The organism is Stenotrophomonas sp. PS02298, assembly GCF_029959445.1.
Lineage (GTDB): Bacteria > Pseudomonadota > Gammaproteobacteria > Xanthomonadales > Xanthomonadaceae > Stenotrophomonas.
Genome location: NZ_JASCOR010000022.1, coordinates 1 through 21,847 on the forward strand (window position 1 = coordinate 1; position 21,847 = coordinate 21,847).

Below are 21,847 nucleotides of genomic sequence, written 5' to 3' on the forward strand. Positions count from 1 at the left end.
GCCCGCATCACTACGGGCCGCGCGTCGTCACTCAGCCGGCCAAGGCCTGCTCGTGCACACCGGCCACGGCGCGGCCGGACGGATCGGCCATGCTGGCGAAGCTGGCGTCCCATGCAATCGCCGCGGGTGACGAGCAGGCAATCGACTTGCCGCCCGGCACGGTTTCCGATGCCGCGTGGCTGGGGAAGAACTGCTCGAACACATGGCGGTAGTAATAGGCCTCCTTGGTCTGCGGCGGGTTGTGCGGGAAGCGCTTGTCGGCCGCTGCCAGCACCCGGTCGCTGACCTGCGCTTCGGCATGCGCCTTCAAACCGTCGATCCAGCCGTAGCCGACGCCGTCGCTGAACTGCTCCTTCTGCCGCCACAGGATTTCCTTGGGCAGGTAGCCCTCAAAGGCCTCACGCAACACCGCCTTCTCGATGCGGCCGCTGGCCTTGTCGACCATCTTGTGGCGCGCATCCATCTTCATCGCCACATCAAGGAATTCGCGGTCCAGGAACGGCACGCGCGGCTCCACGCCCCAAGCCATCATCGACTTGTTCGCGCGCAAGCAGTCGTAGTTGTTCAGCGCATCCAGCTTGCGCACGAGTTCTTCATGGAACTCACGTGCGTTCGGCGCCTTGTGGAAGTACAGGTAGCCACCGAAGATCTCGTCACTGCCCTCACCGGACAGCACCATCTTCACGCCCATTGCCTTGATCCGTCGCGCCAACAGGAACATCGGTGTCGATGCGCGGATGGTGGTGACGTCGTAAGTCTCGACGTGACGGATCACTTCCGGCACCGCATCCAGGCCTTCCTCGAAGGTGTACTCGAAGCCGTGGTGCACGGTGCCCAGCATTTCCGCCGCCACCTTGGCCGCGGCCAGGTCGGGCGAACCCTTCAGGCCAATGGCGAAACTGTGCAGGCGCGGCCACCAGGCCTCGCTCTGACCGCCGTCTTCGATGCGGTTGCGCGCATAGCGCGCCGCGACCGCGGCGACCAGCGAGGAATCCAGGCCACCGGACAGCAGCACGCCATAGGGCACGTCGGTCATCAATTGGCGGTGCACGGCACGCTCGAAGGCCTCGCGCAGTTCGGCCAGCGATACATCCACACCTTCCACCGCCTCGTACTCGCGCCACGGACGCTCGTAGTACTTGCTCAGCGTGTCGGTGCTGCTGTCATACCAATGGCCGGGCGGGAACTGCGCCACGTCGGCACAGGTATCGGACAGCGACTTCATTTCCGAGGCCACGCACAGCCGGCCCTGCTTGTCGTGGCCCCAGTACAGCGGCACCACGCCGATCGGGTCGCGGGCGATGATCACGCGCTGTTTCTCGCGGTCCCACAACGCAAAGGCGAAGATGCCGTTGAGCCTGTTCAAGTAGGACGCCGGTTCGTCCTCGCGGTACAGCGCGTTGATCACTTCGCAGTCCGAGCCGGTCTGGAAGGCGTAGGGCTGGGTCAGTTCCTTCTTCAGCTCCTGGTGGTTGTAGATCTCACCGTTCACTGCCAGCGCCAGCTGGCCGTCGTCGGACAGCAGCGGCTGCGAGCCGCCGGCAGGGTCGACGATGGCCAGGCGCTCGTGCACCAGGATAGCCCCGTCGTCTACGTAGACGCCGCTCCAGTCCGGGCCGCGATGCCGCTGGCGCTGGGATTGTTCAAGCGCCTGCCGACGCAGCGCCTGCAGGTCGTCACCGGATTGCAGGCCAAAAATGCCGAAGATGGAACACATGGGAAAGCTCCTGGGTTGTGTGGGGACAAACATTGGAAGCAACGGCTTGAAGACCTGCAGCCGCTCGGTGTTCCCGCCCCGGCCACAAAAAAACCCGCATCGGCCGATGCGGGTTTTCTGGTGTCCTGAGCGTGTTGCCTGTTCTAGCTCTGGTCGCAGTCCCGCAGTGGCCGCGCACGATTATTCGCGCGCAGATTATTGCGGTTGTTATTGTTGACGGCGGTGGCCAGGAACGAGGACATGGCGCTGACCGTATCCCGCTTTCGGCGCCCGCGCAACTGTTGCTTTGGCAACCGATTCAGCGGCCGGGCCGGCGCACTCCGCGATAATCCCCCGCCACCTTGCCCGGACCTGCTGGATGCCCCGTCCCACACCCCGCGTGCTGCTGTACGCCCTGCCCCTGTTCATCCTGCTCGGTTGCGCGACAACGCCCAACACCCGCCCTGCCAGCGACACCGAACGCGACGCGCTGTCCGCGGCCGCCGATGGCCAGTTCGATTCCGCCCTGCGGGTGGCGAAGATGTATCAGGCCTGGAACGACCCGCGCGCATTGGACTGGTACGCGCGCGCCGCGGCGACAATACCGCGCACGCACCGCAGCACCGGCGCCGAGGAGCAATTGGGCAGGCTGCTTGAGCGCGGCCGCCTGGACAGCAGTGACGAACCGCAGAAGCCGGAGGACGTCCGCTTCAAGCCATCGCCACGCAAGGCACTGCGCTGGTACCAGAGTGCCGCCTACCACGGCTCACCGTATGCCATGTCCGATCTGGCACGCTGGTACGAACGCCAGGGCGACATGGCGGGCGCACTGCGCTGGCGCCTGCGTTCGGCGGTGTACATGCGTGAGCTGTACAAGCTGGACGCATTGCGCAACGCAACCCATGCCTCAACCGAAGCTACGCGCCTTGCCCCCGACCAGCCCTCCACCAATCCGACCATCGCCCGCATCCAGCGGCGTGCCGCGCGCGGCGATGCCGAGGCCCAGGTCGATCTTGGCGCCTTGCACAAAGCGGGCATCGGCATGCCAGCGGATATGCGCGAGGCACTGCGCTGGTATCAGCGCGCCGGCGAACAGGGCAATGTCTACGGCCAGTACTTCAGCGGCTTGGCGCTCGGCCGCGGCAGCAAAGGCCTGCCGAAAAATGAGACTGCAGCGGCGGCGTGGTTCGCGCGCGCCCAGGCGCAGGAGTTCTATCTGGCCGAGGAGTCGTACTGGCGCAGGGCCATCGCGCCGCCATTCTTCATCTTCGAATAGATCGAGCAGGTCTGTACACACAACGTCCGCCGCAACAAGACTGCATCAGCAGAGCGATGTCGCGCAGAATGACGCACAAGCACCTGCAGAGTTGGACATGACGAACACCCCGATTTTCCACGAAGAAACCATCGACCGCGTGCGCATGCAGCAGATCATCCGAGCGCATCCGCGTGCAGCGGTGTTTGAATCCTGCACGCTGGACGAGGGTGATTTCTCGCGCCTGGACATGGACGGCTTCCAGTTCAAGCAGTGTTCGCTGAGCAGGGCCAACTGGCTTGCCGCATCACTGGAGGAAAGCCAGTGGCAGAAATGCCGCGGCAGCCACTGCGACTTCAGTTCCGCACAGCTCAGTGATTCGCGCTTTGACCATTGCGACCTCAACAACAGCTTCTGGCGACGCGCCACACTATCGTCGGTACAGTTCAAGGACTGCAAGCTGACCGGTGCCCACCTGCAGGAAGTCAGCGGCTGGGCACTGGAGTTCCGCGACTGCCTGCTGGTCAGCGCCGACCTGCGCGGCATGTCATTCCGCAAAGCGCAGCTGGAAGGCATGGATTTCTCCGATGCCGACCTCTCAGGCTGCGACTTCCGCGATGCTGTTTTCAGTGGCGGCAGCCTGCGCAACACGCAGACCCGCCTGACCCGCTTCGAAGGTGCCGACCTGCGCGATACCGATATCAGCGGGCTCAACCTGATGGATGCCAAGCACTTCAAGAAAGCAGTGATTTCGCAGCGGCAGGCAGCGGCGGCGCTGGCGGCATTTGGGTTGATCGTCGCCTAGGAAAACAGGCGCTTCGGATATGCACCAATAAGGGCTTACCGCTGGCCCAGGTCATGCCCCTCGCGGTCACTCCGCATCGAGCGTTGCGATCTCAACCCGGTTCCGCCCCTCGCGCTTGCCGCGATAGAGCGCCAGGTCAGCACAGCGCACGAGCGCCATCGGGTCTTCCCCAGGCACCGGAGTGCAAACCGCCACCCCGACACTGATGGTCACCCGTTGCCCCGCTGCACCGGTCACTTGTTCCACCGCACTGCGCAGACGCTCCCCAAGCGCCATCGCCATCTGCCCGTCGCAACCGGGCAGGATCAACACGAACTCCTCGCCGCCATAGCGTGCGACCAGCTCTTCGGCACCGGTCACCTGCGCGTCCAGGGTCTGCGCAACGCGGCGCAACTGCAGGTCACCGATGTGGTGCCCGTATGTGTCGTTGAACTGTTTGAAGTGGTCTACGTCGATCATCATCACCGCCAGCGGCTCCTGCTGTTCGAGACAGCGCTGCCACGCCCGTGGCAAGGCCTTCTCCATCGCGTGGCGGTTGGCGATGCCGGTGAGTCCGTCGGTCACCGCCAGGGCAGAGAGCCTGGAATTGGCGCTCTGCAGCTCGGCTGTGCGCTCGTTGATCTTCTGCTCAAGCAGACGGTTTTGTGCATTGATGGCACGGGTGCGGAGCCGCACCACCGCCACCACAAACAATAAACCCGCCACGCCAAAGCCCACCCGAACCCAGGGCCGCTGGTACCAGAAGGGTGCAACCTGCAGCGGGTAGCTCATCGCCTCGGTGGGTGCGCCGCCCAGTACCCTCGCCTGCAACTGGAAGATGTAAGCACCCGCTGGCAAGCGCTGGTAGGTCAGCTCACGCCCTGCCGTCCATGGCGACCATTCGTCGTGATAGCCCGGCATCCGGTAACGGAACTCGACCTCCGGCTCCATGCTCTGCACGCCGAAGCGCAAGGCCAATCCCGCCCCCGCTGGCAAGTGCGGCGTTGTCTTTGGCAACAGCGGCAACAGTACCGGCGGATGATTCGGACCTTGCAGCTCGATGCGATCCAGTCGCGCCTGCGGTGGTGTCGCGACGGACTCAATCGCAGCAGGATCCAACTGCAACACGCTGTCGCGGGTAACCACGCGCAGTTGTCCATCGCGATGCAGGGCAACTGTCATGAAGCCTGGCACTCGGCTATCACTGACCTGCTGCAGTTGGAACGTGGACGCACCTGGCTTGCGCCACCACAGCTGCCGTGGCGTCCAGGCGAAGCTGCCCTTGGCGTTGTCCTCGCCCTCCAGTTCCATGGGAGCCTGCAGCCCCGGCAGCACGGGCAAAACCGCGGCAACAAACCGTTCACCCTGCAAACGATGCACCTGCTGCCCGGATATCGCGTACAACACGCGATCACTCCGGAACAAACGAGTGCCCTTGCCTGCAGCTGCAGGCAAGCCCTGCTTCGGCCCAAAAGGCTGCTCAGCGAGCAGTTGGCCACTATCCGTAGCGAAGCGCCAGCGCCTCGCGCCACCGCTTGCATCGCCCGCCCACAACTCGCCGGCGACAACTTCATACACCCCAAGCGCAGCGCCGCCGATCTGCCACTGCGCCTGCAGCTGCCAGCGCCCGTCGTGTTGGCCGAGCACGATGATCTTGGTGTTGGTCAACGCGAACATGCGCCTGGCGTCGAACGCCGAGGGCATCAGCCTGCTAACACTGTCACCCAGCGCCGGCGGCAGCAGCCGTCGTGGTTGCGTTTGCCCGGGATCGAGCACCGCCAGTCCATAGCGATCTCCGATCAGGAGACCGGCGTTTGTTCCCTCCAGCGCGAAGGTCTCCAGATCACGTCGCGGCCATTGCGAGAGCGAGAACATTGGCGTGCCCGCCGCAGACGGTTGCGCGCTCCACACCCCCATGCTTGCCACCCACAGGCGACCGTCATACCAGGTGCTGTCGAAGATGCGTCCGCCCAGGCCATGCAGGCGCCCATAGCGTGTCCATGGCAGCGACCAGCGCAGGCGCGCGATGCCGTTCTCGCCTGAGATCCACACCGCGCCCTCGCGATCCTCCACCAGGTCGTGCATCTCACCCGCACACGCGGCAAAGCTGTCGAGCAGGTGCAGATCGGGGGAGAAACGCATGATCGTGCCGTCGAAGCTGCCGATCGCGAAGCCACCGTCGGCAAGGGCAATACCGGTGTACGGCTCGTGCAGACGGAAGGCCGCATCGGCCTCCGTGTCGAGCTTGCGCACACGCCTACCATCGCTGAAATGGAAGCCATCGGCCGCGGCAAACAGCAAGCCGCCCCGGTACGGCCAGGCCGCTGGAACACGCAGCTTGGCCAGCGACTCCATGCCTTCGACCAGCACCATCGCGGCCTTGTCGACACGGTAAAGACCTTGCCCCGGAACCCGGAAGAAGACCTCGTCGCCGGCCACCAACGGACGCGTACGTGCGCCAGCGGGAAGCTGCATGCGCGTGGTGCTGCCGTCCTTTTCAAGCACGAACAAGGCGCCAGCGCTTACCGCGTGCACGCCACGCGAGGTTTCCCCCAACGAGAAGACCTCGACCGGCCCTTGCACCAGACCCGCACTGGCCAAGCGTGGCAACAGGTCTACGAATTTGTGGGTGCCATCAGGCTGTCGCAGCAAGCGTCCGAAAACCCCCGCGCCGGCGACATGGATGCTGCCATCACGCGCCAGCATGATCGAGTACACCGGCGCTTCGCCAGACGCCTCCAACAGCGCCCATACCCCGCTACGGAAGACCATCACGCCTTCGCCACTGGCAGCATAGAGGTTGCCCGCGCGGTCGACGACCATCCCGGGATAGGTTGGCGCGGCAGGCAACTGGCTTGCCCCGAACTGACGTAGCAGCGGCAAGCCATGCAGTGTTGTGCTGGCGTGCGCGAATGGCAGCACGCACACCAGCAGCAGGGCCATCAGCCCTTTACGGAACCGCATTTGAACACTGTCCATCTCGCCCCCCCGGCAAGATTGTGCACTTGCACCGTAACAGCTTAGTCCAGCAGCTTTTCGATCAGTTTCCTGTACAGCCCAGGCAGCGCCTCCAGATCGGCGACGCGCACGTTCTCATCGACCTGGTGGATGCTGGCATTGACCGGCCCCACCTCGATGCATTGTGCGCCCAGCGGAGCGATGAAGCGGGCATCAGAGGTACCACCGCCGGTGCTTTCTTCGGGCGCGGCACCGGCGAATTCAGCCAGCACTTCGCGGGCGACGCTGCGCAAGCGGCCTACCGGCGTATAGAACGGCTCACCGCTGCGGTGCCAATGCAGGTCGTAGTCCAGGCCATGACGGTCCAACAGCGCGCCGATCTCGGCCTCCAGCTTGTCGGCATTCCAATGCGGGTTGTAGCGCAGGTTGAACATCACCTGCAGCTCGCCCGGGATCACATTGTTGGCGCCGGTGCCGGCGTTGATGTTGGATATCTGCAGGCTGGTGGACGGGAAGCTTTCGTAGCCATCGTCCCAATGACGGGCAGTCAGCTCAGCCAACGCCGGTGCGGCCAGATGGATGGGGTTGCGTGCCTTGTCCGGATAGGCGACATGGCCCTGCACGCCCTTGATGCGCAGCTTGGCCGAGAGGCTGCCACGGCGGCCGACGCGCAGCAGGTCACCGAGCTTGGCGGTAGACGAAGGCTCACCGGTAATGCACCAGTCGATGCCCTGCCCGCGTTCGACAAAGAGTTTGGCAACGTGGCGCACGCCATCGATGGCGTCACCTTCCTCGTCGCTGGTAAGCAGCACCGCCAGCGTGCCGGGGTGGTTCGGGTGGGCGGCAACGAACTGTTCGGCCGCCACCACGAAGGCGGCAACACTGCCTTTCATGTCGGCGGTGCCGCGTCCGTACAGCACGCCGTCACGCACTTCCGGCTTGAACGGATCGCTGCTCCAGGCCTCGACCGGACCGGTCGGCACCACGTCGGTGTGGCCGAGCAGCACCAATACCGGCGCACCGCTGCCGTGGGTAGCCCAGAGGTTGTCCACTTGCCCCAGGCGCAGGTGCTCGCAGTTGAAGCCTGCGGCGCTGAGGCGGGCTGCGATCAGCTGCTGGCAGCCTGCGTCTTCCGGGGTAACCGAGGGGCGGGCGATCAGATCGCAGGTCAGGGCTAGTACGTCGTTCATGGGGGCCTTCTGGATCGGTTGCTTCACGGTTTACGTCGCGCTCCCACTGTTGCTGGAAGACGGATCAGGCGATGTTGAAGCGGGCTTTGAAGCCGTTGTCACTGAAACCCTGGCTCAGGGTGCCGTCGTCGGTGATAACCAATGGGCGCTTGATCAGCTGCGGGTACTCGCGCAGCAGTAGTTTCCACTCGGCATCGGACTCGGGCGACTTGCGGTTGTCCGGCAGCTGCCGCCATGTGGTCGAGGATTTGTTGATCATCGACGCGAAACCGCCGGCCTTGCCCGCCCATTCGAGCAGGGTTTCCGGGCTGGGCTTGTTGTCGCGGTAGTCGACGAAGGTGTAGGCGATGTTGAAGCGATCCAGCCACTTGGTGGCTTTCTTGCAGGTGTCGCAGTTTTTCAGTCCGTAGATCGTGGTCATGGTTCAAAGCTCGCGGTGATCTGCTCCCCTCCCCCGCTTGCGGGAGAGGGGCTGGGGGTGAGGGGAGGCTTTTAGCTCGTATTGGTAACAGAAGCTTCCACCAAGCCAGACAAGAGCGAAGCAAAAGCTTCCCCTCATCCGCCCCTTCGGGGCACCTTCTCCCGCGGGCGGGAGAAGGGAGACTCCTGACGTTTGCTTTTTAGTCCGCCAACCCACGCAGCAGGTCATTGACGCTGGTCTTGCTGCGGGTCTTGGCATCCACCTGCTTGACGATCACCGCGCAGTACAGCGAGTGCGTGCCGTCCTTGGACGGCAGCGAGCCGCTGACCACCACGCTGTACGGCGGTACATAGCCATACGTCACTTCGCCGGTGGCACGGTTGTAGATACGGGTGCTCTGGCTCAGGAACACGCCCATGCCGATCACGCTGTGGTGGCCGACAACCACGCCTTCCACCACTTCCGAACGGGCGCCGATGAAGCAATGGTCTTCGATGATGGTCGGGCTGGCCTGCAACGGCTCGAGTACGCCACCGATGCCGGCACCACCGGACAGGTGGCAGTGCTTGCCGATCTGCGCGCACGAACCCACCGTGGCCCAGGTATCAACCATGGTGCCTTCGCCCACATGGGCGCCGATATTGGTGAAGCTCGGCATCAGCACCACGTCCTTGCCGAAGTGCGTACCGCGGCGGGCGATCGCCCCTGGCACCACGCGCACACCAGCCGCGCGGAAGGCAGGCTCGTCGTAGCCCTCGAAGCGCGACTCGACCTTGTCCCAGAACGGGGCCGGGGCGCCGTCCATCACTGCCATGTCATTGACACGGAAGTACAGCAGCACCGCCTTCTTCAACCACTCGTTGACCTTCCAGCCGCCATTGCCATCGGGCTCGGCAACACGGAATTCACCGGACTCCAGGCCGTCGATGACGCGGTTGACCAGCGCGCGGGTCGAACCTTCGATCTCGTCCATGGTCAGCATGGTGCGGCGCTCGAATGCGCTCTCGATGCTGAACTTCAACTCGGCCACGCCCGGTGCCGGCGGCTTGCGCAGGCTGCGCGGACCTACCGACGGTGTCACCGGCTTGGTCGACTTCGGCTTGGCAGCGGCAACCTTCTTGACCGGTGCCTTGACCGTCTTCGCAACAGGCTTGGCGACCGGCTTGGTCGCTACTGCGGCTTTTTTCTTCGGCGCGGCCTTTGCAGGTGCTGCCTTCTTGGCGGTCTTCTTGGTCACGGTCTTCCTGGTTGCGGGCTTGCTTGCCATCAGTGGGGGTCTCCTGGCTTGTTGTCGGGATCCAGGCAGGCAAGCAATGCATCACGCAAGGCCTGCATGGAGGTTTCGGTAAGGGGGTGATCGTGGCGATCGGTAAGCTGGAACTGATCCTCGGCACGCTCACCAAAGGTGGCGATGCGTGCGTCCTGCACGCGCAGGCGCTGGTCACGCAGCACATGTGCGACGTCGGCAAGCAGGCCGGGACGATCCGGCGCCACCAGGTTCAAGACGGTCCGGCCTTCATGACTGGCGTCGAGGAACTCGATGCGCGGGGCGAAGCGGAAGTGCTTGAGCTGCCGTGGCATCACCCGCCGCGAGGGACGCAGGATCAGGATATTGCCGGCCAGCGCCTTGCGCAGCACCGATTCCAGGCGCGCGGCGTCGCCGTCGGCGAAGCTGCCGGCCGGCGTCACCTCGAAGGTATCGAAGATGGTGTCGTCGGGGCCGTCAAGCACGCGCGCGCGGTGAATGCCGTAGCCGGCCCGGTCCAGTGTCATCACGATCGCGGCGAACAAGCCGTCACGGTCGGGCGAGTGCACGAACACTTCCAGCGCATCACTCTCGGGAGTAATCCGCCGCACCTTGACCAGGGTGCCGCCCTTGTGGATTTCCACCAGGGACGCAGCCTGCCAGACCAACTGCTCCGGGCGGAAACGCACGAAGCTCTCATCCGGCATGGCCGCGAACTGGCGATCGATCACCGCATCCTCATGACCAAGCAGGCGCATCTGTTCGCGCACGTTGTCGCGCGCTTCCTGCACCCGTTCGGCTTCCGGCAGGGGATGCTCCAAGCCTTCGCGCAACGCGCGACGGGTGGCGAAATACAGGTCGGCCAGCAGCCTGTCCTTCCATGCATTCCACATCTTGGGACTGGTACCGGCGATATCGGCGCAGGTAAGCAGGTACAGGTAATCGAGACGATCACGGTCGCCGACCAGGCCGGCAAAGCGATGGATCACCTCGGGGTCGGTGATGTCCTGCTTCTGCGCGGTCACCGACATGCGCAGGTGCTGCTCGACCAGCCACGCCACCAGTTCAGTGTCCGTGCTGCTCAAACCATGTGCGCTGCAGAATTCACGCGCATCCACCGCGCCCAGTTCGGAATGATCACCACCGCGGCCCTTGGCGATGTCGTGGAACAGCCCGGCCAGCAGCAGCAACTCCGGCTTGCGCAGGCGCGGCCAGACTTCGTGCGCGATGGAGAAACGCTCATCGGCGCGGCCGCTGGCGAACAAGGCCATGTTCCGCAGCACCATCAAGGTGTGCTGGTCCACCGTGTAGACATGGAACAGATCGAACTGCATGCGCCCGGACACCGCAGCGAATGCGGGAATCCATTGCCCGAGCACGCCAAGCCGCGCCATCCGCGCGAGCGTATCGACCGCACGCGGACCGCGCAGCAAGGCCATGAACTGCTCGCGTACATCGTCGTCCACGGCGGTGAAGTCAGGAATCTCGTCCAGCATCTCGGCCAGACCGCGGGCCGTCATCGAATGCAGGCCGCGCACATCGACGGTGCGTGCCCAGCACGCGAACAAGGCAAAGATGCTGCGGATGTCGCCATGCGGCCAGAACGGGTCGTCGGCGGACAGATAGCCGCGGCGCAGCGAGAACCCATCACCTACCGGCTGCGGGGTCGCCTCACCGTCAAACTGTTCTTCAAAGCGTTGCAGCAGGCGGTCGCTGATGCGGCGGATCACCGTGGCACTGCGATAGAAGCCCTGCATCATCTTCTCCACGCCCAGGCTTTCGGCGTCATCGCCGAATCCCATGCGCGCGGCCAAGGTCTTCTGGTAATCGAAACGCAGCCGTTCTTCCGGCCGCTGTGCGACCAGGTGCAGGCCGAAACGCAGCCGCGCCAATACCTGGCGTTCGCGCTTCAGCGCGGCGGCCTCGTCCAGGCCCAGATGGCCCAGCCCGACCAGCGCATCGATATTGCTGACACCGAAGGCGCGCAGCGCCATCCAGCCCAGTGTATTGAGATCGCGCAGGCCGCCAGGGCCGTCCTTGATGTCCGGCTCCAGGTTGTCTGCGGTATCACCGAAGCGCTGGTGGCGGGCAAGCAGTTCCTCGCGCTTGGCCAGGAAGTACTCACGCGGCGGCCATACCAGGCTGGGCGCAATCGCCCTCGCCAGACCGTGCTGGGCGGTTGCGTCCGCAACCAGCGGTCGCGCCTCGATCAAGGCAGTCAGCACGGTCTGGTCTGCAGCGGCTTGCACGCACTGCGTTGCCGAGCGCACCGCATGACTGGCCGGCAAACCGGCATCCCATAGCAGGGCGAACAAGCGCGCCAAAGCGGCTTCGTGGCGTTGCTGCACGTCGGTCTCGGCCAGCACCAGCAGGTCAATGTCCGAGCGCGGGAACAGCTCGCCACGGCCGTAGCCGCCGACCGCGAACAGCGCCAAGCCTGCTGTCGCCGGAATGCAGCGTTGCCAGGCTTCAATGATCAGCTGATCGACCGCACGCGCGCGCAGGCCGGGCAGACGTTCGACATTGTCGGTCTGCTCGAAGCGCTTGCCCAGGCGGGCATCGGTGTGGGCAAGTGACTGCCGTGCATCAGCAGCCCATTGCGCGTCACCGGCAGGATCTGCCGGCGTGTCCAGAATCGGGCCCGCCGGCAAAGAGGTCATGCCTGCGCGGATTCCGCCGGGGACAACGTCAATACCTCAACGCCATCCTCGGTCACCACAATGGTGTGTTCCCACTGCGCCGAGAGCTTGCGGTCCTTGGTCACCACGGTCCAGCCATCGGGCAGCACCTTGGTGTAGCGGGTGCCTTCATTGATCATCGGCTCGATGGTGAAGGTCATGCCCTGCTTGAGCACCAGGCCCTGGCCCGGACGGCCGTAATGCAGCACCTGCGGTTCGTCGTGGTAGACCTTGCCGATGCCATGGCCGCAGTACTCACGCACCACGCTGAAACGCTCAGCTTCCGCGAATTCCTGGATCGCATGACCCACATCGCCCAGCGTCGCGCCCGGCTTGACCGCACGGATACCGCGCCACATCGCTTCCTTGGTGGTTTCCACCAGGCGCTTGGCCATCACCGACGGCGTGCCGACGTAATACATGCGGCTGGTATCACCGTGCCAGCCATCCTTGATGACGGTCACGTCGATATTGACGATGTCGCCGTCCTTGAGCACCTTGGCTTCGCTGGGAATGCCGTGGCAGATGACGTTGTTGACCGAGGTGCACACGGTCTTGGGGAATCCGCGGTAGCCCACATTGGCCGGGATGGTGCCCTGCACGTTGATGATGTGGTCGTTGCAGATGCGATCCAGCTCTTCGGTGGTGACACCGGGCTTGACGTGCGGGGTGATGATGTCGAGCACCTCAGCCGCCAGACGACCGGCGATGCGCATCTTCTCGATTTCTTCGGGGGTTTTCAGTTGGATTGCCATGTGCCGATTATCCCCCATTTGGGCTTTTTCGCTAAGTATTTCACATTAATGAACGCGGAGTCAGGCGCCACTCCAGGATCCGGCCGCCACCTTTGCGACCGGAAGCGCCGACGGGCGGCCTGCCTGTGTGCACTCATGCGAGTCAGTCCTGACAAGCGCCTGGTCGCAGCGTTCGCGCGAGTGTTCTGAGCCAGCGGGGAAACCACGACCGGTCAGCGCGGCGTCCCGATTGACCGAACTTAGCAAGATCCCCCGTTCAGGCAAAACTGCCAGCGTGAACACGTGTCAGCGCTGCGCTGCCGTGCTTTGCTCTGCGCGCGCCCCGGGGCCATGCACCATGGCCTCGCCGCTGCCGCCAACCGCCGGGAGAATCGACATGCTCACGCGCACGCTCTTGATCACCGCAGCCAGCATCGCATTGACGGGAACTGCAGGCCTCACCCAGGCAGCAACCCAGACCGCGCAGTTCCAGGTCCGCATCGTCATTACCGAGTCCTGTGATATCCAGGCCGTCGCCGCCAGCGACATCGACTTTGGCAGCGTGGCCCGCGCCACCGGTACTCCGCTCGACGCCCAGGGCACGCTGGAGGTGAACTGTACCAACGGCACCCCCTACACCATCGGCATGAACCCCGGCGCCAATGCCACCAGCACCACTGCCGCCGCCGACAACCGGCGCATGAGCGACGGCGCCAGCAACTTCGTTGCCTATGGGTTGTACCGCGATGCCGGCCGGCAGAATTTCTGGGGCGAGGTGATCGGCACCGACACCCTGGCCGGCACCGGCACTGCCAGCGCGCAGACGATTCCGGTCTATGGCCGCGTGCCTTCCACCGATGCGCCAGCCGGCAGCTATGGCGACACGGTGATTGCCACGATCACCTATTGAGGCCTGACCAGATGCAGCCAGCCTGCCCACGCGCCCGCGGCACCGCTCCGCGCCCCTTGCGCCGTGCACACTGGGGCCTGCTGTTATTGGCCCCTTTGGCGAGCGCCGGCAACCTGCAGGTCGCGCCGATCCTGTTGGAATTCAGTGATGGCGTGCAGGCGCAGGCACTGTGGCTGGAGAACAACGGCGATCAGCCACTGCATGCACAGGTGCGCGTACAGCACTGGACGCAAAGCGATGCAGCCGACGTGCTTGAGCCATCGCAGATGCTGCTGGCGCGCCCGGCCATCGTCCAGATTGGCCCCGGCCAACGGCAATTGGTACGCGTGCTGCGGCCGGCGCCCGTGCCAACAGGCGACCCCCAGGAGCAGGCCTATCGCCTGCTGGTGGACGAGCTCCCCGCCCCCCACGTCAAACCCAACCAGGGCTTGAATTTCCTGCTGCGCTACTCGATCCCGGCGTTCGTCCTGCCTGCGGGGGCGAGCCCGCGCGAACTGGGAAGCAAGGCCGCCACCGACACAAGCGGATTGCACGCCCGCTGGCAGCTAGACCCGGGCCTGCTGACCCTGACCGTACACAACACGGGCGCACAGCGCGTGCGCCTGAGCCAGTTGCGCTGGCTGCCCGAGAACGGCCCACCGATTGAACTGACACCCGGCCTGCTCGGTTATGTATTGGCAGGCCAGCACATGCAATGGACGCTGCCGCTACCGCACCCCTTCCCCCTCACCGGCACTTTGCAGGCCAGGCTGAACGATGCCGCCATCCCGCAGCCGCTGCGCTCTGCTGACCTTTGATCTGGCAATGCTCATGGCGAGTAGCTCCTCCCTGTCTGCCGCGCCCCCTGCCCGCCCGGATACCGCACCCGCCGGCATTGGCGAACAGCTGCCGCAGGAGCTGTATCTGGAAGTCCGGATCAACCAGGGCAGCAGCACCCAGCTGGCACGCTTCATCGCTACCGGGCAACAGCTGGCCGCCAGCGCGGCGACATTGCAGGAACTGGGCCTGCGCCTGCCGGAGGGCGTGGAGCCCGACCAGCAATCGGTTGATCTTGCCCAACTGCCGGATATCGAGATCAGCTACGACGCCCGCAACCAGCGCCTCGCACTGCAGCTGCCGTTGGCCGGACTGAATCGGCCAGTCACTCAACTACGTCCGGCGACGCCTCCCAGCGTGCTCGCGGCAAGCGACAGCAGCCCCGGCCTCCTGCTCAACTACGACCTGCATGCACAACAGCAACGCGGGTTCCGCAGCGCCAGCAGCTTCAGCGAGCTGCGCCTGTTCGGCGTCGGGGCAGGCATCTGGTCAACCACACAGAACACCAGCCTGGACGATGACCGAGGCCGCTGGCAGCGCCGCAACATCCGCCTGGACAGCCGCTGGCAACTCGACCTGCCCGGCCCGATGCTCACCCTGGGCATTGGCGACACCCTGACCGGCGCGCTGGAATGGTCGCGCGCCGTCCGCATTGCCGGCGTACACCTGTCACGCGATTTTTCCCTGCAGCCCTACCGCGTGACCACTCCATTGGCGTCGTTCAGCGGCGATGCCCTGCTGCCATCCACGGTCGACCTTTACATCAATGGCATCCGCCAGGCCAGCCGCAACGTGCAGCCAGGGCGATTCCAACTGGATGCCGCCCCCACGCTCAACGGCAGTGGCCAGGCGCAGCTGCTGGTGACCGATATCAATGGGCAGCAGCGGATGCTGGAGTTTGCGCTGTACGGCACGCCCACTCTGCTGCAGGCCGGCCTGAGCGACTGGTCACTGGATCTGGGCGTGTTACGCGAGGACTACGGGCTGCGCTCCTTCGCTTACGGTGACAGGCCGATGGCCAGTGCCAGCCTGCGCCACGGCGTTCGCCAGCACCTGACTATCGAGGCGCATACCGAGCTCAGCACGGACCTGCAGCTGGCCGGCATGGGTGCGGTGGCCCTGCTGGGCGAGCGCGGCGGGGTAGTGAGCGCCTCCTTCAGCCGCAGTCGCGCCGGCATCATGCGCGGACATCAACACGCACTGGGTTATCAATGGAGCGCGCACGGCTTCAGCGTCTCGGCCCGCACCCAGCGCAGCAGCAGCGACTTCCGCGATGCCCCTGCGTTTCTTGCCAATGCACTCCTGCCCCGCCGTACCGATCAGTTTTTCGTGGGCCTTGGCAATATCCACAGCGGCCAGTTCAGCCTCAGCTACATCTCCCAGCATTACCCCGGCAGCCTCCCCACCCGCCTGACCGGGCTGGGCTGGTCACGCAACCTGCATGGCAATGCCTGGCTCAGCGTGCAGCTCCAGCACGACCTCGACAACCGGCGCACGGACAGCGCCAACCTGTATCTCTCGCTGCCACTGGGGCGGCTTACCCAACTCAGCAGCTCAGTACGCCACGGCAGCGACGGCAACGCGCTGGCCCTGCAGGCAGGTCGCAGTGTGCCGGCGGATGCGGGCGGCTGGGGCTGGCGCGCGCAGGCAAGCCTGGGCACACGCCGCAGCGCCAACGCCGAACTGAGCCATCTGGGCGATGCCGGCCAGTGGCGTATCGGCATGGATTACGATCCCGACGCCGGTACCACCGGGTACGCCGATGCCAATGGCAGCATCGTGTGGTTCGGCCGCAGCATTCGTGCACTGCGCCAGGTTGACGACGCGTTTGCCCTGGTGTCGACCAATGGCGTGGCGCAGGTTCCGGTGCGACTGGAGAACCGATTGATCGGCACCACCGATGCGCAAGGACAGCTGCTGGTTGCACCGCTGCGCGCGTGGCAACGCAACCTCATCAGCATCGATACCCTTGGCTTGCCAATGGACTTGCTGCTGGATACTCCACAGCAACTGGTGGTACCCGCATCGGGAAGCGGCGCAAGCGTGGTTTTCAGACTGCAACCAAGCCGCCCGCTGCGCCTGCAGGTCCGCGGCGCGGATGGGAAATGGCTGGGCGTCGGCAGCACGATCGCAGTCGAACTGGCAGGCCGGATCGTCGCAACCACCGTCACCGGCCATGACGGTGAGGTGTATCTGCAGGATCCGCCTGCCGACGCGGTGCTGCGCATCCCGGTGGACGACAGCCACGACTGCGTGATTCCCCTCCCCACCATCGTGCAAGGCAGCGACCCGCCCGGCATCACGACACTGCAGTGCCAACCATGAGCGACACGGCCAGGCCATTGCCGCGAAATCCGCGCATGGCGACCCTGCATATCCTGCTGCTGGTGTTGGCTGGGCTCCCGTTCTTCGCGTGGGCACAAAGCTGCCAAGTGATCCGCAGCCCGAACATCGATTTCGGCGAAATCCGCAGCACCGCCACTACCGACACAGCGGCCACCGTCGTCGTCAGCTGCCAGGGCCTGGCACCGTTCGGCAACCAGATCACCGCCTGCATCTTCCCTGGCGAAGGCGTTCCCGGCGGCGTGGCACCACGCCGCATGACAAATGACGCAGGCGCCCTGATGAACTACGACCTCTATGCGAACCCGGCGCAGACACAGCTGCTCGGCGCATTTGGCGGCAGCCAGCCCGTTTACGCGATCTCGATCCAGGCGGGAGCACTGAGCCCACAACAGATCCCGTTCAACATCTATGCCCGCGTCCCGGGAGGACAGATGCTGCCAGCAGCCTACCGATACGAGGGTAATCCAGGCACCTCCATCCTTCGTTACAGCTATGGCCCACCACTACTCGCGCCACCAACCGCGGAAAACTGCCGCGATGGCACCTTCCCCTTGCTGGGTGGTGCAGGTCAATCGCAGTTCCTTTTTGGCACCGTCAGCGCGCAAGTGCCCAGCGCCTGCCTGATCACCATCGCCACCGACCTGGACTTCGGCAGCGCCAGCCGCCTCGATGCCCCCCGCGACCAGAGCTCACTGATCCGCATGCGCTGCGCTACCGGTACGGTATGGACCATGACTCTGAGCAACGGCAACAACCCTGCCAATGGGCAGCGCCGGATGGCTTCAAATGGCAACTTCCTGCCCTACGAGCTCTACCTCGACCCGGCACTGCTCATTCCCTGGGGCGACTCGGAGGCGACCGGCGCCAGTGATGTGGGTGAAAACGAAGATGTGGCCTTCCCCGTCTATGGCAGGGTGTTCCCACAGCCGGCCCCCATTCCAGGCAGCTACAGCGACACGATCACGGTCACGCTTACCTACTAGGCAGCCGCCCCCCCCTCTGCTCGCTGATCCGACAAATTGCGCGCAGCCCAGCCAGGGGCTATACTTCGCCGGCTTTTTCGGGCGCATGCCCGTTGGAGCGCGCTGACACCGGGCGTCAACCGGTGAATCCTCACCTGTCGCCCCCATCCGTGCCGGGGTGCCCTGTTCGTCAGGGTTCGGCCACGGAGGCGCCAGGGAAGCCCAACCCCGGAACTGTTTGCGCGCTCGACATGAAAGCCGCGCATCGCAGCACGACCCCAACAAACCGGTCGCGCGCGGTGTCAGTTCCACCATCAGGAGTTTTGCAATGCCCCAGATCACCATGCGTCAGATGTTGGAAGCCGGCGTCCACTTCGGCCACCAGACCCGTTACTGGAACCCGAAGATGGGCCAGTACATCTTTGGCGCCCGCGGCAAGATCCACATCATCAACCTGGAAAAGACCGTCCCGCTGTTCAACGATGCGATGAACTTCATCTCCTCGGTTGCCCAGAAGCGCGGCACCATCCTGTTCCTCGGCACCAAGCGCAGCGCACGCGAATCCATCAAGGAAGAAGCAGAGCGTTGCGGCATGCCGTTCATGAACCAGCGCTGGCTGGGCGGCACCCTGACCAACTTCGCCACCGTGAAGAAGTCGGTTGCCCGCCTGAAGGAACTGGAAGCCGGTGAAACCGACGGCAGCTTCGACAAGCTGGTCAAGCACGAAGTGCTGGGCCTGCGCCGTGAGCGCGACAAGCTGGAAGCCTCGCTGGGCGGCATCAAGGAAATGAACCGCCTGCCCGACGCCATCTTCGTCATCGACATCGGCCACGAAGACATCGCCATCAAGGAAGCCAAGAAGCTCGGCATCCCGGTGATCGCCGTTGTTGACACCAACTACAACCCGGAACTGGTTGATTACGCCATCCCGGGCAACGACGACGCCATCCGTGCCGTGCAGCTGTACGCTCGCGCCGCCGCCGACGCCGTGCTGGAAGGCAAGGCTGCTGCTCCGAACGCCGCCACCGTGCGCGAAGAAGAGTTCAGCGAAGCCGCTGCTGGCGAAGAAGCCAAGCCGGCCCGCCGCGCTCCGGCCAAGAAGGCTCCGGCCAAGAAGGGTGACGAGGCTTCGGCCTGATCCCTACCGGCGGGCGCAGCCATTGCGCCCGCTTCCCCTGTGCCGGCACCAATGGCGCCGAGCACTGACAGGGCTGCGTAACAACGGCCGGCCATCATGGCCGGCCTACCCCTTTCTATTGATGAGGTAATTCCATGGAAATCACTGCTTCCCTGGTCAAGGAACTGCGCGAGCGCACCGGCGCCGGCATGATGGAGTGCAAGAAGGCTCTGTCCGAAACCAACGGCGACATCGACGCAGCGGCGGAAGCCCTGCGCAAGTCCGGCGCTGCCAAGGCCGACAAGAAGGCTGATCGCGTCACCGCCGAAGGCCGCGTGGGCGTTGCCAGCAACGGCGGCAACGCCGTCCTGGTCGAAGTGAACTCGGAAACCGACTTCGTTGCCAACGACGTCAACTTCAAGGCATTCGTCGATGCCGTTGCCGCTGCCGCCCTGGCATCCGGCGCCGCCGACGTGGAAGCCCTGAAGTCGGTCAAGCTGGCCAGCGGCGAAACCGTCGAAGAAACCCGCGCCATCGCGATCCAGAAGCTGGGTGAAAATATCCAGATCCGTCGCCTGGTCAAGATCAGCGGCGACAACACCGTTGGCACCTACGTGCACAGCAACGGCAAGATCGGCGTGCTGGTCGAACTGGCCGGCGGCAACGCCGAGCTGGCTTCGGGCCTGGCAATGCACGTGGCCGCGATGAACCCGCCGCACAACAAGGCAGCCGACGTTCCGGCCGACTTCGTTGCAAAGGAAAAGGAAATCGAGCTGGCCAAGATGACCGACAAGGACAAGGCCAAGCCGGCGGACATCCTGGAAAAGATCATCAGCGGCAAGATCAACAAGATCATCAGCGAAGTGACCCTGTACGGCCAGAGCTACGTGCTGGACAGCGACAAGACCGTCGAGCAGGCCGTCAAGGCCGCTGGCGGCGACGTCGTCGGCTTCCAGCGTCTGGCTGTCGGCGAAGGCATCGAGAAGGTGGTGGAAGACTACGCCGCCGAAGTTGCCAAGGCGATGCAGGTCTAAGCACCTGCCACACGCAACACCTGAAAGAGCCGCGGTTATCCGCGGCTTTTTCTTTGCCACGAAGTACCCGCGACAACACACTCCCGGCACTGGACTGCAAGACCCCGTCTTTGCTTAAACCATCCTGTATGCTTGCGCCACTGCCGCCTGCTTCTTCGACATGTCCCCCGAGCTCACTGCAGCCCTGTCCCTCTGCCGCAACCTGCCCTCGCCGCCGGCCATCGCTGTCCGTTTGATCGAGCTTGCGCAGGACCCGGAAACCGACATCGCCAGCGCCGCTGACGTGATAGCGCTGGATATGGGCTTGAGCGCACGCATGATGCGCATCGCCAACTCCCCTCTGTACGCGAGCCGCCGCCGCATCGAAAACCTGGGCCAGGCATTGACCATGCTCGGCCTCAACGCCACCTTGCAGCTGGCGCTGGGCTTCAGCCTGTCACGCGCACTGCGCGAGGACGAAGACCACGCACAGCTGCTGCAAGCCGTCTGGCGGCGCAGCATCCTCAGCGCCCTGGCCGCGCGCTACCTGGGGCTGGCACGCAACGTCCGCAAGGTGGAAGAACTGATGCTGGCCGGCCTGCTGCAGGACATCGGCATCCTCGCCCTGTTGCAGCTGCGCAGCGACAACTACCCCAGCCTGCTTGCCGGTGCCGGCAGCAATGAGGAACTGCTCGCCCACGAACGCACCATATTCGAGTGCAGCCACGCCGATATCGGTGCCGAGCTGTGCGAGCAATGGGGCCTGCCGCCCTACCTGGTCGACGCCATCAGGCACAGCGAAGCGCCGGCCGAACCAACCGACCTGTTCGGCCGCTGCGTTGCCCTGTCAGGCAGCATTGCCGAGATCTGGCTGAGCAAGGACACCGACCAGGCCCGCGACACCGCCCTGCGCCTGGTGCATGCACAACTGGAAATGGACAGCAGCCAGTTCGAACTGGTGCTGCAACAGGTCAGCCAGATGCTGCCGGAGATCAGCGCATTGTTCGACGTGCCGGTGCCATCCCCCGCCCGCATCACCTACCTGCTCGATCACGCCGCCGAGTTGATGGCCCTGCGCAACCTGCGCGAGCTACAGGATGCCGGCGCCGCCAAGCGACGTGCCGATGATTTCGAGCAGCAGGCTCGCCGCTTGACCGAACAGGCGCACCTGGACGCACTCACCGGCCTGTTGAACCGGCGCCAGCTGGAAGTGGTGCTGGCGCAGGAGTTCGACCGCGCCGGCCGCGCCGACCGGCCACTGTCGGTGGCCTTCATCGACCTGGACGACTTCAAGAAGATCAACGACCAGCACGGCCACCTGGTCGGCGACCAGGTCCTGCAGGCATTCGCCAGCCAGCTGCAGGGCCAGCTGCGCGGTAGCGATACCGTTGCCCGCTTCGGTGGCGAGGAGTTCGTGGTGTTGTTCCCGGGCACCAACGAACAGACCGCGCTGGAAGTGATACGCCGCGTACTTGGCGCCATCACCCAGACCCCGATCGTCACCGTAGCCAACATGCCGCTGCATGTGACCTTTTCGGCCGGCGTCGCCACTCATGGTGCATACGAGCGCTTCACCGACATGCGCGACCTGCTCAAGGCCGCCGATGACGTGCTGTACCGCTCCAAGAACCTTGGCCGCAACCGGGTCATCGCCCGCGCCCCGGATCCCCACCCCACCGCCTGCTGAACCGGATTCCGATTGACCCGGGTTTTGTCGCTGC

At 64.7% G+C, this 21,847-nt stretch carries 16 protein-coding genes; 9 read left to right on the forward strand and 7 right to left on the reverse strand.

Annotated features, from left to right (window positions below):
- Positions 1-31: 31 nt before the first annotated feature.
- A complete protein-coding gene (gene asnB, locus QMX78_RS05490) occupies positions 32-1,717 on the reverse strand; it encodes an asparagine synthase B (RefSeq protein WP_282267357.1) in 1,686 nt (561 codons plus the stop codon).
- Positions 1,718-2,075: 358 nt separating this feature from the next.
- Here asnB and QMX78_RS05495 point away from each other — a divergent pair, with 358 nt between their 5' ends.
- On the forward strand, positions 2,076-2,972 hold the full coding sequence (locus QMX78_RS05495; RefSeq protein ID WP_282267359.1) for a tetratricopeptide repeat protein: 897 nt from the start codon (positions 2,076-2,078) through the stop codon (positions 2,970-2,972).
- A 97-nt stretch (positions 2,973-3,069) separates the two neighbouring features.
- Positions 3,070-3,756 (forward strand): pentapeptide repeat-containing protein, encoded by a 687-nt coding sequence (locus QMX78_RS05500; RefSeq protein ID WP_282267361.1) that lies wholly within the window; start codon positions 3,070-3,072, stop codon positions 3,754-3,756.
- A 66-nt stretch (positions 3,757-3,822) separates the two neighbouring features.
- On the opposite strand, the gene QMX78_RS05505 is transcribed toward QMX78_RS05500, so the two are convergent.
- The 6 genes from QMX78_RS05505 to map all read right to left on the reverse strand — a co-directional run bounded on the left by QMX78_RS05505 (position 3,823) and on the right by map (position 12,983).
- Positions 3,823-6,699, reverse strand: a complete 2,877-nt coding sequence (locus tag QMX78_RS05505; RefSeq protein WP_282267365.1) for a GGDEF domain-containing protein — start codon at positions 6,697-6,699, stop codon at positions 3,823-3,825.
- Between the two features lie 56 nt (positions 6,700-6,755).
- Positions 6,756-7,883, reverse strand: coding sequence for a succinyl-diaminopimelate desuccinylase (gene dapE / locus QMX78_RS05510; protein ID WP_282267366.1), 1,128 nt, complete (start codon positions 7,881-7,883; stop codon positions 6,756-6,758).
- Positions 7,884-7,947: 64 nt separating this feature from the next.
- Positions 7,948-8,304 carry a Spx/MgsR family RNA polymerase-binding regulatory protein gene (locus tag QMX78_RS05515; protein ID WP_282267367.1) on the reverse strand — a complete coding sequence of 119 codons (357 nt, stop codon included), beginning with the start codon at positions 8,302-8,304 and terminating at the stop codon, positions 7,948-7,950.
- Between the two features lie 199 nt (positions 8,305-8,503).
- The gene (gene dapD / locus QMX78_RS05520; protein WP_282267368.1) at positions 8,504-9,571 is read right to left on the reverse strand and encodes a 2,3,4,5-tetrahydropyridine-2,6-dicarboxylate N-succinyltransferase; all 1,068 of its coding nucleotides are present in this window, start codon (positions 9,569-9,571) and stop codon (positions 8,504-8,506) included.
- Positions 9,571-12,186, reverse strand: a complete 2,616-nt coding sequence (locus QMX78_RS05525) for a [protein-PII] uridylyltransferase (protein WP_282267409.1) — start codon at positions 12,184-12,186, stop codon at positions 9,571-9,573. The genes dapD and QMX78_RS05525 overlap by 1 nt, the downstream gene beginning before the upstream one ends.
- 20 nt (positions 12,187-12,206) lie before the next feature.
- A complete protein-coding gene (gene map, locus QMX78_RS05530; RefSeq protein ID WP_282267370.1) occupies positions 12,207-12,983 on the reverse strand; it encodes a type I methionyl aminopeptidase in 777 nt (258 codons plus the stop codon).
- Between the two features lie 376 nt (positions 12,984-13,359).
- On the opposite strand from map, the gene QMX78_RS05535 reads away from it, so the two are divergent.
- From QMX78_RS05535 to QMX78_RS05565, 7 genes are all read left to right on the forward strand, one after another.
- Entirely contained in the window at positions 13,360-13,872 is a 513-nt protein-coding gene (locus tag QMX78_RS05535; RefSeq protein ID WP_282267372.1) for a spore coat U domain-containing protein, read from the forward strand.
- An 11-nt stretch (positions 13,873-13,883) separates the two neighbouring features.
- Complete coding sequence (locus QMX78_RS05540; protein WP_282267374.1) at positions 13,884-14,669, forward strand: fimbria/pilus periplasmic chaperone; 786 nt, start codon at positions 13,884-13,886, stop codon at positions 14,667-14,669.
- A 13-nt stretch (positions 14,670-14,682) separates the two neighbouring features.
- A complete protein-coding gene (locus tag QMX78_RS05545; protein ID WP_282267376.1) occupies positions 14,683-17,013 on the forward strand; it encodes a fimbria/pilus outer membrane usher protein in 2,331 nt (776 codons plus the stop codon).
- On the forward strand, positions 17,010-18,017 hold the full coding sequence (locus QMX78_RS05550) for a spore coat U domain-containing protein (protein WP_282267378.1): 1,008 nt from the start codon (positions 17,010-17,012) through the stop codon (positions 18,015-18,017). The genes QMX78_RS05545 and QMX78_RS05550 overlap by 4 nt, the downstream gene beginning before the upstream one ends.
- A 307-nt stretch (positions 18,018-18,324) precedes the next feature.
- Complete coding sequence (rpsB, locus tag QMX78_RS05555) at positions 18,325-19,134, forward strand: 30S ribosomal protein S2 (RefSeq protein WP_282267380.1); 810 nt, start codon at positions 18,325-18,327, stop codon at positions 19,132-19,134.
- Positions 19,135-19,268: 134 nt separating this feature from the next.
- Positions 19,269-20,147 (forward strand): translation elongation factor Ts, encoded by an 879-nt coding sequence (gene tsf, locus QMX78_RS05560; RefSeq protein ID WP_282267382.1) that lies wholly within the window; start codon positions 19,269-19,271, stop codon positions 20,145-20,147.
- Between the two features lie 160 nt (positions 20,148-20,307).
- Entirely contained in the window at positions 20,308-21,813 is a 1,506-nt protein-coding gene (locus tag QMX78_RS05565) for a GGDEF domain-containing protein (protein ID WP_282267384.1), read from the forward strand.
- The last annotated feature ends 34 nt before the right edge of the window (positions 21,814-21,847 follow it).

Bases quoted from the DNA above. Each gene is read 5' to 3' on its own strand.
- asnB (WP_282267357.1), bottom strand. From the start codon at position 1,717: ATGTGTTCCATCTTCGGCATTTTTGGCCTGCAATCCGGTGACGACCTG.
- QMX78_RS05495 (WP_282267359.1), top strand. From the start codon at position 2,076: ATGCCCCGTCCCACACCCCGCGTGCTGCTGTACGCCCTGCCCCTGTTC.
- QMX78_RS05500 (WP_282267361.1), top strand. From the start codon at position 3,070: ATGACGAACACCCCGATTTTCCACGAAGAAACCATCGACCGCGTGCGC.
- QMX78_RS05505 (WP_282267365.1), bottom strand. From the start codon at position 6,699: ATGCGGTTCCGTAAAGGGCTGATGGCCCTGCTGCTGGTGTGCGTGCTG.
- dapE (WP_282267366.1), bottom strand. From the start codon at position 7,883: ATGAACGACGTACTAGCCCTGACCTGCGATCTGATCGCCCGCCCCTCG.
- QMX78_RS05515 (WP_282267367.1), bottom strand. From the start codon at position 8,304: ATGACCACGATCTACGGACTGAAAAACTGCGACACCTGCAAGAAAGCC.
- dapD (WP_282267368.1), bottom strand. From the start codon at position 9,571: ATGGCAAGCAAGCCCGCAACCAGGAAGACCGTGACCAAGAAGACCGCC.
- map (WP_282267370.1), bottom strand. From the start codon at position 12,983: ATGGCAATCCAACTGAAAACCCCCGAAGAAATCGAGAAGATGCGCATC.
- QMX78_RS05535 (WP_282267372.1), top strand. From the start codon at position 13,360: ATGCTCACGCGCACGCTCTTGATCACCGCAGCCAGCATCGCATTGACG.
- QMX78_RS05540 (WP_282267374.1), top strand. From the start codon at position 13,884: ATGCAGCCAGCCTGCCCACGCGCCCGCGGCACCGCTCCGCGCCCCTTG.
- QMX78_RS05545 (WP_282267376.1), top strand. From the start codon at position 14,683: ATGGCGAGTAGCTCCTCCCTGTCTGCCGCGCCCCCTGCCCGCCCGGAT.
- QMX78_RS05550 (WP_282267378.1), top strand. From the start codon at position 17,010: ATGAGCGACACGGCCAGGCCATTGCCGCGAAATCCGCGCATGGCGACC.
- rpsB (WP_282267380.1), top strand. From the start codon at position 18,325: ATGCCCCAGATCACCATGCGTCAGATGTTGGAAGCCGGCGTCCACTTC.
- tsf (WP_282267382.1), top strand. From the start codon at position 19,269: ATGGAAATCACTGCTTCCCTGGTCAAGGAACTGCGCGAGCGCACCGGC.
- QMX78_RS05565 (WP_282267384.1), top strand. From the start codon at position 20,308: ATGTCCCCCGAGCTCACTGCAGCCCTGTCCCTCTGCCGCAACCTGCCC.